The organism is Streptomyces sp. NPDC015131, assembly GCF_043079975.1.
Classification (GTDB): Bacteria; Actinomycetota; Actinomycetes; order Streptomycetales; family Streptomycetaceae; genus Streptomyces.
This window is the reverse complement of the sequence record NZ_JBIBVB010000001.1, coordinates 466696-481548: the sequence shown is the minus strand read 5'-3', so window position 1 is coordinate 481548 and position 14853 is coordinate 466696. Positions and strand designations below refer to the sequence as shown.

The 14853-nt window shown below is 70.3% G+C and carries 10 protein-coding genes; all 10 read right to left on the bottom strand.

The window, feature by feature from the left end; genetic code table 11:
* Positions 1 to 12: 12 nt before the first annotated feature.
* Positions 13 to 1866: a DNA helicase RecQ gene (recQ, locus tag ACF08D_RS01775; protein WP_392220494.1), complete on the bottom strand. Its 1854-nt coding sequence runs from the start codon at positions 1864 to 1866 to the stop codon at positions 13 to 15.
* A 69-nt stretch (positions 1867 to 1935) separates the two neighbouring features.
* Positions 1936 to 3420 (bottom strand): amino acid permease, encoded by a 1485-nt coding sequence (locus ACF08D_RS01770; RefSeq protein WP_392221180.1) that lies wholly within the window; start codon positions 3418 to 3420, stop codon positions 1936 to 1938.
* Positions 3421 to 3604: 184 nt separating this feature from the next.
* The gene (gene dxs / locus ACF08D_RS01765; protein WP_392220493.1) at positions 3605 to 5521 is read right to left on the bottom strand and encodes a 1-deoxy-D-xylulose-5-phosphate synthase; all 1917 of its coding nucleotides are present in this window, start codon (positions 5519 to 5521) and stop codon (positions 3605 to 3607) included.
* A gap of 191 nt (positions 5522 to 5712) precedes the next feature.
* The gene (locus tag ACF08D_RS01760; protein WP_392220491.1) at positions 5713 to 7230 is read right to left on the bottom strand and encodes a sugar ABC transporter permease; all 1518 of its coding nucleotides are present in this window, start codon (positions 7228 to 7230) and stop codon (positions 5713 to 5715) included.
* Entirely contained in the window at positions 7227 to 8021 is a 795-nt protein-coding gene (locus tag ACF08D_RS01755) for an ATP-binding cassette domain-containing protein (RefSeq protein ID WP_392220489.1), read from the bottom strand. Before ACF08D_RS01755 ends, ACF08D_RS01760 begins: the two co-directional genes overlap by 4 nt.
* Positions 8022 to 8338: 317 nt before the next feature.
* Positions 8339 to 9439: a substrate-binding domain-containing protein gene (locus ACF08D_RS01750; RefSeq protein ID WP_392220487.1), complete on the bottom strand. Its 1101-nt coding sequence runs from the start codon at positions 9437 to 9439 to the stop codon at positions 8339 to 8341.
* 121 nt (positions 9440 to 9560) lie between these two features.
* Positions 9561 to 10760: an ROK family protein gene (locus ACF08D_RS01745; protein WP_392220484.1), complete on the bottom strand. Its 1200-nt coding sequence runs from the start codon at positions 10758 to 10760 to the stop codon at positions 9561 to 9563.
* Between the two features lie 215 nt (positions 10761 to 10975).
* Entirely contained in the window at positions 10976 to 11905 is a 930-nt protein-coding gene (locus tag ACF08D_RS01740; RefSeq protein ID WP_392220482.1) for a carbohydrate ABC transporter permease, read from the bottom strand.
* Positions 11906 to 11916: 11 nt separating this feature from the next.
* Entirely contained in the window at positions 11917 to 12840 is a 924-nt protein-coding gene (locus ACF08D_RS01735; protein WP_392220480.1) for a carbohydrate ABC transporter permease, read from the bottom strand.
* 85 nt (positions 12841 to 12925) lie between these two features.
* Positions 12926 to 14407, bottom strand: a complete 1482-nt coding sequence (gene ngcE, locus ACF08D_RS01730; RefSeq protein ID WP_392220478.1) for an N-acetylglucosamine/diacetylchitobiose ABC transporter substrate-binding protein — start codon at positions 14405 to 14407, stop codon at positions 12926 to 12928.
* Positions 14408 to 14853 lie beyond the last annotated feature (446 nt).

Sequence of the window (14853 nt, the reverse complement as noted above, 5' to 3'; positions counted from 1 at the left end):
GTCCGGGGCCGCTCAGGCGTCCTGGTCGGCGAGGGCGGCGAGGGCGGCGAGGAGGGCCTCGCCGTACTTGGCGAGCTTGTTCTCGCCGACGCCGCTGACGCCGCCCAGCTCGGCCAGCGTGGCCGGCGGTTCGGCCGCGATCTGGCGGAGCGTGGCGTCGTGGAAGATGACGTACGCCGGGACGCCCTGCTCCTTGGCGGTGGCCGCGCGCCAGGCGCGGAGCCGCTCGAAGACCGGCTGGGCCTCCTCGGGCAGGTCGGCGACCGGGGTCCGCTTGGCCGCCTTCGCCGCGCGGGCCGGGCGCTCCGGCTCGCTGCGCAGCATCACCTCGCGGCGCCCGCCGAGGACGTCGGCGGAGGTGTCGGTCAGCACCAGCGTGCCGTAGTCGCCCTCCACGGCCAGCAGGCCCTGGGCGAGGAGCTGGCGCACGACGCCCCGCCACTGGGACTCGTTCAGCTCGGTGCCGATGCCGAAGACGCTCAGGGCGTCATGGTCGAACTGGATCACCTTGGCGGTCTTGCGGCCGAGCAGGATGTCGATGATCTGGCCCGCGCCGAACTTCTGGTTCCGCTCCCGCTTGAGCCGCACGATCGCCGACAGCAGCTTCTGCGCGGCGATGGTGCCGTCCCAGGACTTGGGCGGGGACAGGCAGGTGTCGCAGTTGCCGCAGGCGGTCGACTCCTGGCCGAAGTAGGCCAGCAGCCGCACCCGGCGGCACTCCACGGTCTCGCAGAGCGCCAGCATGGCGTCGAGGTGGGCGGCGAGGCGGCGGCGGTGCTCTGCGTCGCCCTCGGAGCCGTCGATCATCTTGCGCTGCTGGACGACGTCCTGGAGGCCGTACGCCAGCCAGGCCGTGGACGGCAGTCCGTCGCGCCCCGCGCGGCCGGTCTCCTGGTAGTAGCCCTCCACCGACTTGGGCAGGTCGAGGTGGGCGACGAAGCGGACGTCGGGCTTGTCGATGCCCATGCCGAAGGCGATGGTGGCGACGACGACGAGGCCGTCCTCGCGCAGGAACCGGGACTGGTGGGCGGCGCGCGTCGCCGCGTCGAGGCCCGCGTGGTACGGGACGGCGTCGATGCCGTTGTCGACCAGGAAGGCCGCCGTCTTCTCGACGGAGGCGCGGGAGAGGCAGTACACGATGCCGGCGTCGCCGGCGTGCTCGGCGCGGATCAGTTCGAGGAGCTGCCGCTTGGGCTCGTTCTTGGGGGCGATGCGGTACTGGATGTTGGGGCGGTCGAAGCTGGCGACGAAGTGCCGGGCGCCGGTGAGGTTCAGCCGGGTCGCGATCTCGGCGTGGGTGGCGCGGGTGGCGGTCGCCGTGAGGGCGATCCGGGGCACGTCGGGCCAGAGCTCGTGGAGCGTGGAGAGCTGGAGGTAGTCGGGGCGGAAGTCGTGGCCCCACTGGGCGACGCAGTGCGCCTCGTCGATGGCGAACAGCGAGATGGTGCCGCGCCGGAGGAGCTGGAGCGTCGACTCGACCCGCAGCCGCTCCGGGGCCAGGTACAGCAGGTCCAGCTCCCCGGCCGCGAACTCGGCCTCGACCAGCCGCCGCTCGTCGAGGTCCTGGGTGGAGTTGAGGAAGCCGGCCCGGACGCCGAGCGCCCGCAACGCGTCGACCTGGTCCTGCATCAGGGCGATCAGCGGGGAGACGACGACCCCGACGCCGGGGCGGACCAGGGCGGGAATCTGGTAGCACAGGGACTTGCCGCCGCCGGTCGGCATCAGGACCAGGGCGTCACCGCCGCCCACCACGTGCTCGATGATCTCCCGCTGCTCGCCGCGGAAGGAGTCGTAGCCGAAGACCTTGCCCAGCACCCGCAGGGCGGCATCGGGGTCGGTCGCGTGCTGGTCGCCGGGGGATGTCATCCGGCGATTCTACGAGCGGCCGCCCCGTCCGGCCCAATGGCGGACGGGGCGGCACCGGGTGCGGCGGGGCTACGGGGCGTCGGTGCGCGCCGGGCGGCCGCGGCCGCCGAGGCGGCTGTGGGAGCGCCCGTACAGGAAGTAGACGACGACGCCGATCGCCATCCACACGGCGAAGCGGAACCAGGTCTCATTGGGCAGGTTGAGCATCAGCCACACCGAGGCCGCCACCGACAGGATGGGGATGACCGGCACCCAGGGGGTGCGGAAGGCGCGGGGCAGGTCGGGGCGGGTGCGGCGCAGGATGATCACGCCGATGGCGACGACCACGAAGGCGAAGAGGGTGCCGATGTTCACCAGCGTCGCCAGCTCGTCGATGCTGGTGAAACCGGCCACGAAGGCGATGATCACGCCCAGCAGGATGGTCGGCCGGTAGGGGGTGCGGAACTTCGGGTGGGTCTTGGAGAAGAACCGCGGCAGGAGCCCGTCCCGGCTCATGGCGAAGAAGACCCGGGTCTGGCCGAGCAGCAGGATCAGGCACACGGTGGTGAGACCGACCGCGGCGCCGAAGCCGATCACACCCGAGAAGAAGGGGTGCCCGACGGCCTTGAACGCGTCGGCGAGCGGGGCGCTGGTGGACAGCTCGGTGTAGGGCTGCATACCGGTCACCACGAGCGCGACCGCCACGTAGAGGATGGTGCAGATGAGGAGCGAGCCGAGGATGCCCCGCGGCATGTCCCGCTGCGGCAGCTTGGTCTCCTCCGCGGCGGTGGCGACGACGTCGAAGCCGATGAAGGCGAAGAAGACGATGGACGCGGCGGTGAAGATGCCCATGACGCCGAAGTTCGTCGGGTCGTAGCCGAAGATCGTCTGCACGAGCGCGGCGTCCCAGCCGGACGAGGACTCGGGGGTCACGGCCTTCGGGATGAAGGGCGAGTAGTTGTCGCCCACGACGAAGAACAGACCGGCGATGATCACGATCATGACCACGGTGACCTTGATGGCCACGACGAGCGCGGTGATGCGGGCCGACAGCTTCATGCCGACGACCAGGACGGCCGTGAGGACCAGGACCAGGATGAAGGCCAGGATGTCGAAGGTGCCGCCGGCCGCGTCGGGCCCCTGCATCCAGGTGGGTAGATGCCAGTCGACGTTGTCCATCAGTGAGCGCACATAGCCGGACCAGCCGACGGCGACCACCGCGGTGCCCAGGGCGAACTCCAGCACCAGGTCCCAGCCGATGATCCAGGCGGGCAGCTCGCCGAGGGAGGCGTACGCGAAGGTGTACGCCGACCCGGCCACCGGGACGGTCGAGGCGAACTCCGCGTAGCAGAGGGCCGCCAGGGCGCAGACGATGCCGGCGGCGACGAACGCCAGCGCGGTGGCCGGGCCCGCGTTCTCCTTGGCGACCTTGCCGGTGAGGACGAAGATGCCGGTGCCGATGATGACGCCGACGCCGAAGACGGTCAGGTCCCACGCGGAGAGGGACTTCTTGAGCGCGTGCTCCGGCTCCTCGGTGTCCCGGATCGATTGTTCGATACTTTTCGTCCGGAACATCCCGGTGTCACGTGACTGCTGGCCCATACTCACCGGCGTACCTCCGTAGCCATCGGCCTCTACCGCCCATGATCGAGAGGGGTGCGCGACGGCGCCCGCCCACAGAAGCCCTTTCACACGAAAGGACCGGCCGGAAACCCCTGGGGTACTCCGACCGGTCCAATCGCGCCGCGGGCGCGCCGGGTCAGTCGCGGGCGGCCTCGACCTCGGCGTGGCGCCGCGGCAGGCCGTCCAGCTTGGCGACCAGGCCGGTGACCTGGCGGGCGATGTCGGGGGCGGTGAGCCCGATCTCGGCCATGACCTCCTTGCGGGAGGCGTGGTCCAGGAAGCGCTGCGGGATGCCGAAGTCGCGCAGCGGTACGTCGACGCCCGCGTCGCGCAGGGCCTGGGCGACGGCGCAGCCCACGCCGCCGGCGCGGCCGTTGTCCTCGACGGTGACGACGACGCGGTGCCGCTCGGCGAGCGGTGCCATGGCCTCGTCGACCGGCTTGACCCAGCGCGGGTCGACGACGGTCGTCGAGATGCCCTGCTTGTCGAGCAGGCCGGCGATCTCCAGGCACATCGGCGCCAGCGCGCCGACGGACACCAGCAGCACGTCCGGCTCGTCGGTGCCCGCCTCGCGGAGCACGTCCATGCCGCCGATCCGGCCCACGGCCTCGACCGCCGGGCCGACCGCGCCCTTGGAGTAGCGCACCACGGTCGGCGCGTCGTCCACCTCGACGGCCTCGCGGAGCTGGGCGCGCACCTGGTCGGCGTCGCGCGGGGCGGCGATCCGCAGGCCGGGGACGACCTGGAGGATCGACATGTCCCACATGCCGTTGTGCGAGGCGCCGTCGGTGCCGGTGACACCGGCCCGGTCCAGGACGAAGGTCACTCCGCACTTGTGCAGGGCGACGTCCATCAGGACTTGGTCGAAGGCGCGGTTGAGGAAGGTGGCGTAGACGGCGAAGACCGGGTGGAGGCCGCCGGTGGCCAGGCCGGCCGCCGAGACGGCGCCGTGCTGCTCGGCGATGCCGACGTCGTACACCCGCTCGGGGAACGCCTTGGCGAACTTGTCGAGGCCGACCGGCTGGAGCATCGCGGCGGTGATGGCGACGATGTCGTCGCGCTCGTGGCCGAGCTTGACCATCTCGTCGGCGAAGACGCCGGTCCAGTCGGCGCCGGAGGTGGAGATCGGCAGGCCGGTGTCCGGGTGGATCTTTCCGACCGCGTGGAAGCGGTCGGCCTCGTCGGCGAGCGCGGGCTGGTAGCCGCGGCCCTTCTCGGTGAGGCAGTGGACGATGACCGGGCCGCCGAACCGCTTGGCGCGGAGCAGGGCCGACTCCAGGGCCTCGATGTCGTGGCCGTCGATGGGGCCGACGTACTTCAGGCCGAGGTCCTCGAACATGCCCTGCGGGGCGATGAAGTCCTTCAGGCCCTTCTTGGCGCCGTGCAGCGTCTCGTACAGCGGGCGGCCCACGACCGGCGTGCGGTCGAGGATCTCCTTCGTACGGGCCAGGAAGCGCTCGTAGCCGTCGGTGGTGCGCAGAGTGGCCAGGTGGTTGGCGAGGCCGCCGATCGTGGGGGCGTAGGAGCGCTCGTTGTCGTTGACGACGATGACCAGCGGGCGGTCCTTGGCCTCGGCGATGTTGTTGAGCGCCTCCCAGGCCATGCCGCCGGTGAGGGCCCCGTCGCCGATGACGGCGACGACGTGGTCGTCGCGCTCCAGCACCTCGTTGGCCTTGGCGAGGCCGTCGGCCCAGCCCAGGACGGTCGAGGCGTGGCTGTTCTCGATGATGTCGTGCTCGGACTCCGCGCGCGCCGGGTAGCCGGACAGACCGCCCTTCATCTTGAGCTTGGAGAAGTCCTGGCGGCCGGTGAGCAGCTTGTGGACGTACGACTGGTGGCCGGTGTCCCAGAGGATCTTGTCCTTGGGGGATTCGAAGACCCGGTGCAGGGCGATGGTCAGCTCGACCACGCCGAGGTTCGGACCGAGGTGGCCGCCGGTCTTGGAGACGGCGTCCACCAGGAAGGACCGGATCTCCGCGGCCAGCCGGTCGAGCTCCTCCGGGGAGAGCCGGTCGAGATCGCGCGGGCCCGTGATACGGGTCAGCAGAGCCACCCGTGCCTCCTTGCGTGTTGAGCTGGTCGAGCTGCCGATTCGCCGAGTCTAATGTTCCGCCCCGGACGATCGGCATCGGGCGGGCCGGAACGCGTCGCCCCATTGGTTCGGACGCAGCAATGCCCGGCGCCGGTTGAGGGCGCCGGGCATCGTGTCGGTCACAGGGCGGGGGCACCCCGGTGACCTGCGCCTTACGCGCGGCCCGCGGTCTTCTGCGTACGGCGGGAGACCGAGTCGATCACCACGGCGGCCAGGAGCACGGCGCCGGTGATCATGTACTGGATCTCGGACGCCATGCCGAGCATGTTGAGGCCCTGCTGGATCGACTGGATCACGATCATGCCGAGCAGCGCGGACCAGACCTTGCCGCGGCCGCCGAAGAGGCTGGTGCCGCCGATGACGGCCGCCGCGATGACCAGCATCAGCGTGTTGCCGCCGCCCAGGCTCTTGGTGGCGCCGCCGGAGAGGCTGGCCACGAAGAGGCCGCCGAACGCGGCGAGCATGCCCGAGAGACCGAAGACGACGATCCGGACCCGGTCGACGTCGATACCGGCGCGGCGGGCCGCCTCGGCGTTGCCGCCGACCGCGAAGACCTGCCGGCCGAAGGTGGTGCGGCGCGCGACGAAGTCGGCGACGACCAGGACGGCCAGGAAGAGCACCAGGGCGAGCGGCAGGCCGCGGGCGCCGGCGGGCTCGTTCAGGACGTACGCGACGACGAAGCAGAGCACGGCGACGAAGCCGGCGCGCAGCACGATCTCGCTGACCGGGCGGGACGGGAGGGCGGCGGCCCTGCGGCGCCTGCTGTCCAGCAGCAGGGACCCGGCGTAGGCGAGGACGGCGACCAGGGCGAGGCCGTACGCGGCGGCCTTGTCCTCGAAGTAGTAGCCGGTGAGGTGCTCCACGACGCTGCCGGTGGGCGCGTTGATGGAGCCCTCCTGGCCCATCAGCCAGATCTGCAGGCCGCTCCAGCCGAGGAAGCCGGCCAGGGTGACGACGAACGCCGGGACGCCGATCTTGGCGAAGAAGAAGCCGTGCAGCAGGCCGAGCGCCAGGCCGGAGAGGACGGCGAGGGCGACGGCGAGCCAGTCGTTCATGCCGTTGCTCACATTGAGCACGGCCCAGACGGCGGCGCCGACGCCCGCGACGGAGCCGACCGACAGGTCGATCTCGCCCAGGATCAGGACGAAGACGATGCCGACCGCCATGATGCCGAGCCCGGAGGTGTAGACGGCGATGTTGGCGACGGAGCTGGCGGAGAGGAAGTTGCTGTTCTGCGCCTGGAAGACGATCGCGATGACGATCAGGCCGATGAAGACGGGCAGCGAGCCCAGCTCGCCGCCGCGCACCTTGCGGGTGAACTCGGTCCAGTAGCCCTTGAGGCCCTCCTCGCGGACGAGGAGCCGCGGGTCGACCGCCGGGACGGGCGCGGCGGAGCCCCCGGCGTCGGCCGGGAGCGGGGCCTTGGGGTCCGCGGGGGTGGCGGGGGGCGCGGGGGTCTTGGGGGCGTCCGTGGCCTCGGGGGCCGGGGTGGCGTCCGTGGCGTCGGGGGCGTCCGTGGCTTCGGGGGCCGGGGTGGCGGCCGTGGCTTCGGGGGCCGGGGTGGCGGCCGTGGCGTTGGGGGCGTCCGTGGCTTCGGGGGCCGGGGTGGCGGCCGTGGCGTCGTCCGGCCGGGGGTCGGGGGTCCCGGGGGTCTTGGTGAGGTCGCTCACTTCGCGTCCTCCTTCGAGGCCGTGCGTGCCTGGCGGCGGGTCACCGCGTTGTCCGTGGCGCCGGTGATCGCGGCGATGATCTCTTCGTGCGTGGTGTCCTGGACGTCGAAGACGCCGTTGTTGCGGCCCAGGCGCAGGACGGCGACCTTGTCCGCGACGGCGCGGACGTCGGCCATGTTGTGGCTGATGAGGATGACGCCGTGGCCGCGCTCGCGCAGCCGCTCGACCAGGTCGAGCACCTGGGCGGTCTGTTCGACGCCCAGCGCGGCGGTGGGCTCGTCCAGGATCACGACCTTGGGGTCGCCGATCAGCGCGCGGGCGATCGCGACGACCTGCCGCTGGCCGCCGGAGAGGGCGGCGACGGGGATGCGGACGCTGGGGATGCGGATGGACAGCGTGTCCAGCAGCTCCTTGGCGCGCTTCTCCATGGCGATCTCGTCGAGGACGGAGAGGCTCTTCAGCTCGCTGCCGAGGAAGAGGTTGGCGACGACGTCGAGGTTGTCGCAGAGCGCGAGGTCCTGGTAGACGGTCGCGACGCCGAGGTCCTGGGCGTCGTTCGGCCGGCTGATGCGGACCGGGGCGCCCTCCCATTCGATGACGCCCTCGTCGATGGGGTGGACCCCCGAGATGGTCTTGACGAGCGTCGACTTGCCGGCGCCGTTGTCGCCGACCAGGGCGACGACCTCACCGGCGTGGATCTCCAGGTGTACATCGGTGAGCGCCTGGACGGCGCCGAACCGCTTGGAGACTCCGCGCAACGCCAGCACTGGCGTAGCGAACACGTGAATCATCTCCTTCGCCGCCTGTCCGGCGGGGATGGTGGTGCGTGGAGCGAGAGGGGTGGTGGCGGGCGGCCCGCGCGCCCCCGGGCGGCCGGGGACGCCGGCGGCGTACGGCCGTGCCGGGGCGGGCGGCGCCCGGGCGGGTGCCGTTCCGCGGGCCGGGGCCCGGCGCGCCCGCCCGCGCCGTGCGGGGGCACGGCGGGCGGCGCGCCGGGCGGCCCGTGCGGGCCCCGCGCCTGGCGCCTGGCGGAACGTTTCCGCACGTCCCTGCGGGAGCCGGGGGAAACGTTTCCGCAGGTGGGCGTGCGGCCCGGACTACCGCCGGGTCACTTGATGCCGGCGGCGGCGCAGGCGGCCTTGTACTCGGCCGTGCAGAGGTCGCTTGCCTTGTAGACCTTGTCGGCGATGATCGTGGAGGCGATGTTCTCCTTGGTCACGACCTGCGCGTCGTACAGCTTGGCCGGAATGCCGGTGAACTCGCCGCTGAGGCTGTCGACCTTCACCGGCGCCAGGTCGTCGATCTTCTCGCCCTTGAGGAGCTTGACCGCGATCTCGGCGGTGGTCTCGGCCTCCGGCTTGATCTGCTTGTAGATCGTGAACGCCTGGTCGCCCGTCAGCACCCGCTGCAGACCGGCCAGCTCGGCGTCCTGGCCGCCCACCGGGACCTTGATGCCCTGCTTCTTCAGGGCCGTGATGACACCGCCGGCCATGCCGTCGTTGGCGGCGTAGACGCCCTGGAAGCCGGTCTTGCCCAGCGAGTCGATGGCGGCGCCCATCTTCCGGTTGGCCTCGTCCGGGGACCAGTCCGGGATGTCCTGCTCGTAGACGACCTTCTTGACGCCCTTGTCGAGGACGCTGTGCGCGCCCTTCTTGAAGAACGGGGCGTTGGGGTCGGTGGGCGAGCCGTTGATCATGACGACGTTGCTCTGCGCGGCCTTGGCACCCAGCGCCTTCACCAGGGCCTCGCCCTGGAGGCGGCCGATCTTCTCGTTGTCGTACGACACGTACGCGGAGATCGGGCCCTCGGCCAGGCGGTCGTACGCGACGACCTTGACGCCCTGCTTCTCGGCCCGCTGGACCCAGGACTTGGTGGCCTTGTAGTCGACGGAGTCGAGGATGATCACCTTGACGCCCTGGGTGACGAGGGCGTCGAACTGCTTCTTCTGGGTCTCGGTGTCCTGTGCGGCGTTGTTGTACTTGACGTCGCACTCGCCGCACAGCGCCTTGATCTTCGCCTCGATGATCGGGCGGTCGAAGGTTTCGTAGCGGGTCGTCTTGTTCTCCGGCAGCAGCAGACCGATGGTCTTGCTGTCGCCACCACCGCCGCCCGCGTCGTCGCCGTCGCCCGCCTTGCCACAGGCGGCGAGGGACACGGCCATGGACACGGCTGCCGTGCCCACGACGATGCGTCGCGTCATTGCGTTCATGTGGGTTGCCTCCCTGACGAGGCCGCGACGTTGCGGCCGAGGTGGCTGGAAGTCAACTCGGCCGCCAGGTGGCCGTCAAGGAGTAAATTGACAACGAGATGACAACGGTGCCATCCGTTATCTAAGTGAACGCAGGAGTGACCGGGGTCAGCGCGCTCTCCAGAAGGGTCGAATCGCCCATCTCGCTCAGGACCAGGGCGAGGGCACCCAGCACCTCGGCCCGGCCGCCCAGGGCGCCGGGCGCGACCGAGAGCTGCCGGGCGGCGCTGGGGATGGCGTACCGGGACACCGACTCGCGGATGGGCCCGAGGACCAGCTCCCCGGCCTCGGCGAGGTCGCCGCCCAGGACGACCCGGCTGGGGTTGAGCAGGTTGCACAGGTTGGCCACACCGCTGCCGATGTGCCGCCCCACGTCGCCGATGACGCGGCGGCAGCCGGGGTCGCCCTCCCGCGCCAGCTGCACGACCCGCTCCATGGTCAGGTCCGGCCCGTGGCCGGGCTGGAGCAGGGGCAGGACGTAGCGGGCGGCGGCGAAGGTCTCCAGGCAGCCCCGGTTGCCGCAGCGGCAGACCGGGCCGGACTCGTCGAGCGTGATGTGGCCGATCTCGCCCGCGGTGCCGCCGGGGCCCCGGTAGATCTGCCCGTCGATCACCAGACCGGCGCCGACACCGCTGGCCACCTTGATGTACGCCAGGTCCCGCACCCCGCGCCCGCCGCCCCAGACCAGCTCGCCCAGCGCGCCCAGGTTGGCGTCGTTGTCGACGTACACCGGGACGCCGAGCCGGCCGGCCAGCTCGTCGCTGGGGTTGATGCCGCTCCAGCCCGGGAGGATCGAGGTGGAGCCGAGGGTGCCGGAGGAGACGTCGATGGGGCCGGGCACGCCGAGGCCCACGCCCACCACCTTCTCCTGGCTGATGCCGGTGGCCGCGATCAGCCGTTTGACCAGGGCCTCCGCCCGGTCGAAGCCCTCCGCGGACGAGGCGTCCACATCGAGCGGCTCGGCGTCCTCGGCGAGCACCTGGTGGGCCAGGTTGCCCACGGCGACGCGCAGGTGGGTGTGGCCGAAGTCGACGCCGATCACGATGCCCGCGTCCCCGCTGAGCGAGACGCTGCGGGCCCGGCGGCCGCCCGCCGAGGTGGGGGTCACCTCGACCGTGCCGCCGTCCTTCAGCTCCCGGACGATGTTGGAGACCGTGGCGGCGGACAGGCCGGTGGTCCTGGCGATCTCCGCCTGGGTGAGCGATCCGGCCATGCGCACCGCGCGCACGACCCGCTCAAGATTGGCCCGATGCAGAGACGTCTGCGACCCCGGAGTCTCCATCGACTCTCTCACTCCTGCCGTTTTCTCCAACATATGAACTCTAAGCTCAGCCTTTAGCGTTGCTCCCCGTCAAGACCTTGAGCGTGGTACGCCTCCGATGAGCGAAGAAAGTCCGGCGAAAACGGGCATTCACCACCAGGACGCAGGGAAACGGCCCGCCGGGAGCGGATGCTCCACCGGCGGGCCGTTTCGGTTCGTGATGTGAATGGGCCGGACTACTTCAGGGCTCCCGCGGTGAGCCCGGACTGTACCTGGCGCTGGAAGACGGTGTAGACGATCAGCACCGGCAGCATGGCGATCACCATGCCCGCCATCAGCGCGCCCCAGTCGTTCTCGTAGCCCTGCTGGAGGGCGATCATCGCCAGGCCCTGGGTGAGGACGTACTTGTCCTCCTGCTGGTTGAGCACCATCGGCAGCAGGTACTGGTTCCACTGCCCCAGGAAGTTGAAGATGCCGATGCTGATCAGGCCGGGCTTGGCCATCGGCAGCATCACCTGGAAGAACGTCCGGGTGTGCGAGGCGCCGTCGATCATCGCCGCCTCGGCCACCGAGGTCGGCAGCGTACGGAAGAAGGCCGTCATGAAGAAGACGGTGAAGGGCAGCGAGTACGCGATGTAGACCAGGATCAGCCCGTGGTACGTCGCCAGCAGCGAGCTGCCGGGGAAGTCCCGCAGGACGAAGAAGAGCGGGATGACCAGCATGAACACCGGGAAGGACATGCCCGCGACGAACAAGTAGTAAATGAACCGGTTGCCGGGGAAGGTGAAGCGGGCCAGGACGTACGCGGCCATCGACCCCAGCACCATCGTGCCGGTGACGGACCCGCCGACCACGATCGCCGTGTTCACGAAGTACTGGCCCATGTTCGCGTCGTTCCACGCGTTGGACCAGTTCTCCCAGTGCAGCGAGGCCGGCAGGCCCCACGGGTCGGTGAGGATGCCGTTGCTGTCCTTGAAGGCGCTCCACAGCACCCACAGCAGCGGTACGCCCACCATCAGCGCCCAGAGCACCAGGATGCCGTGGGAGAAGACGTTGAGGGCGCCGCCCTCGGAGGAGCGGCCGGTGGCCGGGCCGAGCCGGCGGGTGACCTTGGCGGGCGCGGCGGGGCCGGCCTTGGCCACCGTCTCGATCTCTTCGGTCGTCATCCGGCGTACCCCTAGTACTCGATCCGCTCACGGCGCGCGAAGCGCATCGTGAGCACGGCGAAGGTCATGGTGACGATGAGCATCGCGACGCCCATGGCGGCGGCGTAGCCGAACTGGCTGTCGCGGAAGGCCGTCAGGTACAGCCGCAGCGGCATGACGTCCGTGGCGCCGTCCGGGCCGCCCATGTTCACCGACATGATCTGCACCAGCGCGAAGGCGTCCAGGGCGATGATCCCCATGTACACCCAGCCGGTCTGGACCGTGTCCCACAGCAGCGGGAGGGTGATCCTGAAGAAGGTGTGGTAGCGGCTGGCGCCGTCCAGCAGGGCCGCCTCGTAGATGTCGCGCGGGATGGAGGCCATCGCGGCGGAGAACAGCACCACGTAGAAGCCGACGTGTCCCCAGACCATCACGGCGCTGATGCACCAGAGGGCGAGGCTCTTCTCGCCCAGCCAGGAGTTCTGGAGGGCGTCCAGCCCGATCGCGCCGAGCAGGGAGTTCAGCATGCCGTCGTCGGGGTCGGGGTTGTAGATGTTGAACCAGATGACGGCGATGATCGTGATGGAGATGACCTGCGGGAAGAAGAAGACGAATTTGTAGAAGCGGGAGCCGGCGACCCCGGTGACCACCTCGTTCTTCCTGCGCCGGCCGCCCACGTTGAGCATGAAGGCGAAGAACAGGCCGAGCGCCAGGGTGACGACCGGGACGAGCGCCAGCATGTAGACGTTGTGGCGCAGGGCGTTCCAGAAGTCGTCGCTGTCCCAGAGCTTGGCGAAGTTGTCCAGGCCGACGAACTCCGCCGTGCCCACCAGGCCGGACCAGTCGGTCAGGGAGATCTGGAACGCCTGGACGAACGGTGAGACGACGAAGACGCCGTAGACGATCAGAGGCAGGGCCAGGAAGCCCACGATGAATCGGTACTTGCCGTGTTGCACGGTGCTCCCCGGCCCTTCCCTCGTGTGTCGGCCCGCCGGCTCACCCCTGCCGGGTCAGCCGTCGCGGCTCATCCTGCTCCGGCGGTCAGGCGGTGCGCGTGAACTTGGTGACGGAGTCGTCCTTGGCCACCCGGTCGCACTCCGCCTGGGTCCTCTTGATCCAGTCGGCGGCCTTCAGCTCGCCGGCGAGGAGCTGGCCGGTGAGGCCGCCGATCTTCTCGTCCGTCAGCGCCGGGTACCACTCCTGGAGCTGAAGGCTGATCAGGTTGTCGCCGGCCTCCTTGAACACCTTGCTGGCGGAGGCGAGGCCGGGTGACAGGGTCATGCCCTCGGTGGCGTCCATGACACAGGTCAGCGACTTCACCTTGGTGGCGAAGTTCTGCGCGTGCTTCTTCGACAGCATGATGCGGAGCAGTTCCATGCCGCCGGCCGGGTTCTTGCCCTTGCTGGCGACGATGTACGGCTCGCTCGGCTCGGCGCGCAGCGTGCCGTGGGGCATCGCGTCGCCGGTGCCGTCGAAGAGGGCGCCGACGGCCATGCCGAAGCCGGCGGGGGTGGTGGGGGCGGCCTCGTTCTCCACCCAGGAGCCGTTGGGGATGAAGACGGCCTTGCCCTTGTTCCAGGCGGTCTGGGACTGGATGTGGGTGAGGCCCTGGCTGCCTTCGAGGAAGTACTTCTTGGCGGCCAGCTCCTCGTAGTGCTCGATGACCTCCTTGACCGCGTCGTTGGAGGTCCAGGCCTTCGGCTCCAGGTTGTCAATCGCGATCCACTTCTCCATGCCGCCGATCTTGGCGATCTGGGCGAAGAGGTTGAAGTGGACGTAGTAGGGGAACTTCCCGGCGTACGTCCAGGGGGCGATCCCGGCCTTCTTGATCTCGCCGCAGAGGGTGACCATCTCGGCGAGGGTCTTGGGGTACGCCCAGCCCTTGTCGGCGAGGAGCTTCTGGGAGTACCAGGTGCCGTAGATGGTGAAGGCGTAGTAGAGCACGTCGAAGGTGTCGCCGTGCTTGCCCTTCTCGACGGTGCTCGGGTGGATCGTGTCGCGGACTTTCTTGGCCGGGTCGTCCATCGAGGGCGCGTCGAGCAGCGCGGTGAGGTCCTGGAGCTGGCCCTGGGTGGACAGCTTGTTCATGTCGAGGTGGTCGGCGCCGGAGTTGTCGATGACGTCCGGCGGGTTGCCGCCCGCGAAGCGCGGGGTGAGCTTGGGGCCCACCTGCTGGGTGCCGGTGTGCTTGACGGTGGCGCCGTAGGTGGCCCGGTAGTCCGCCTCCGCGTCCTTGGCGTACTGGTCGCCGAGGCCGCCCTTGAAGATGAACGCCTCCAGCGGGGCGCCCTTGGGGACGCCGAGCGGGTTCTTCTCGGACTTGGGGCCGCCGGGGGCCTTGGTCGGCGCGTCGCCGCCACCCCCGCCGCCGGTGGCGCAGGCGGACAGCGCGCCCACGGCCGGGAGGGTGATCAGGCCGAGTGCGGCGGACCGCCGGATCAGGTCGCGGCGGCCGAGGCCCGTGGTGCCGTGCTCGCCGGGGGTGAGGCGGCCCTCATGGTCGCGGGCGGAGGTGGATCCCATGCTCAAGTCCTCGCCTTCTCCAGGACTCAGGCGGTGTACCGGTCGCCCGTCCTGCTCGCCTGAGACGAAGGGCCCCGCCACCGCGGTCATTTGCTGGGTCGTGCAGGTGCTGGGTGTTCACGCCGTACGGGTGGAGCGATGCCACTGGGACGCCGACAGGTATAGTCCACTTCTCGCCGGATGAGCAAGATCGAGAGCAAGGTTCTCCGGCAGTCTTTCCCGAGTTGAGACCTCGGGTGGAGGACAGGACTCCCGGCCGGACGCTCCCCGGCCCGCGGGCCGCCGAAACGGCCGGATCGAGCCTTCCTTCCCCGCCAACACCCTTGACACCGCCGGGCACTTGGCTCCCTACTGGTGCGCACACAGCGCCGTTGACAACGTTGTCCACATCCGGCGTCACCGCCCTCCGGCGCGTGTCCGGCGGTGGTCCGGCGCGTTGGACGACA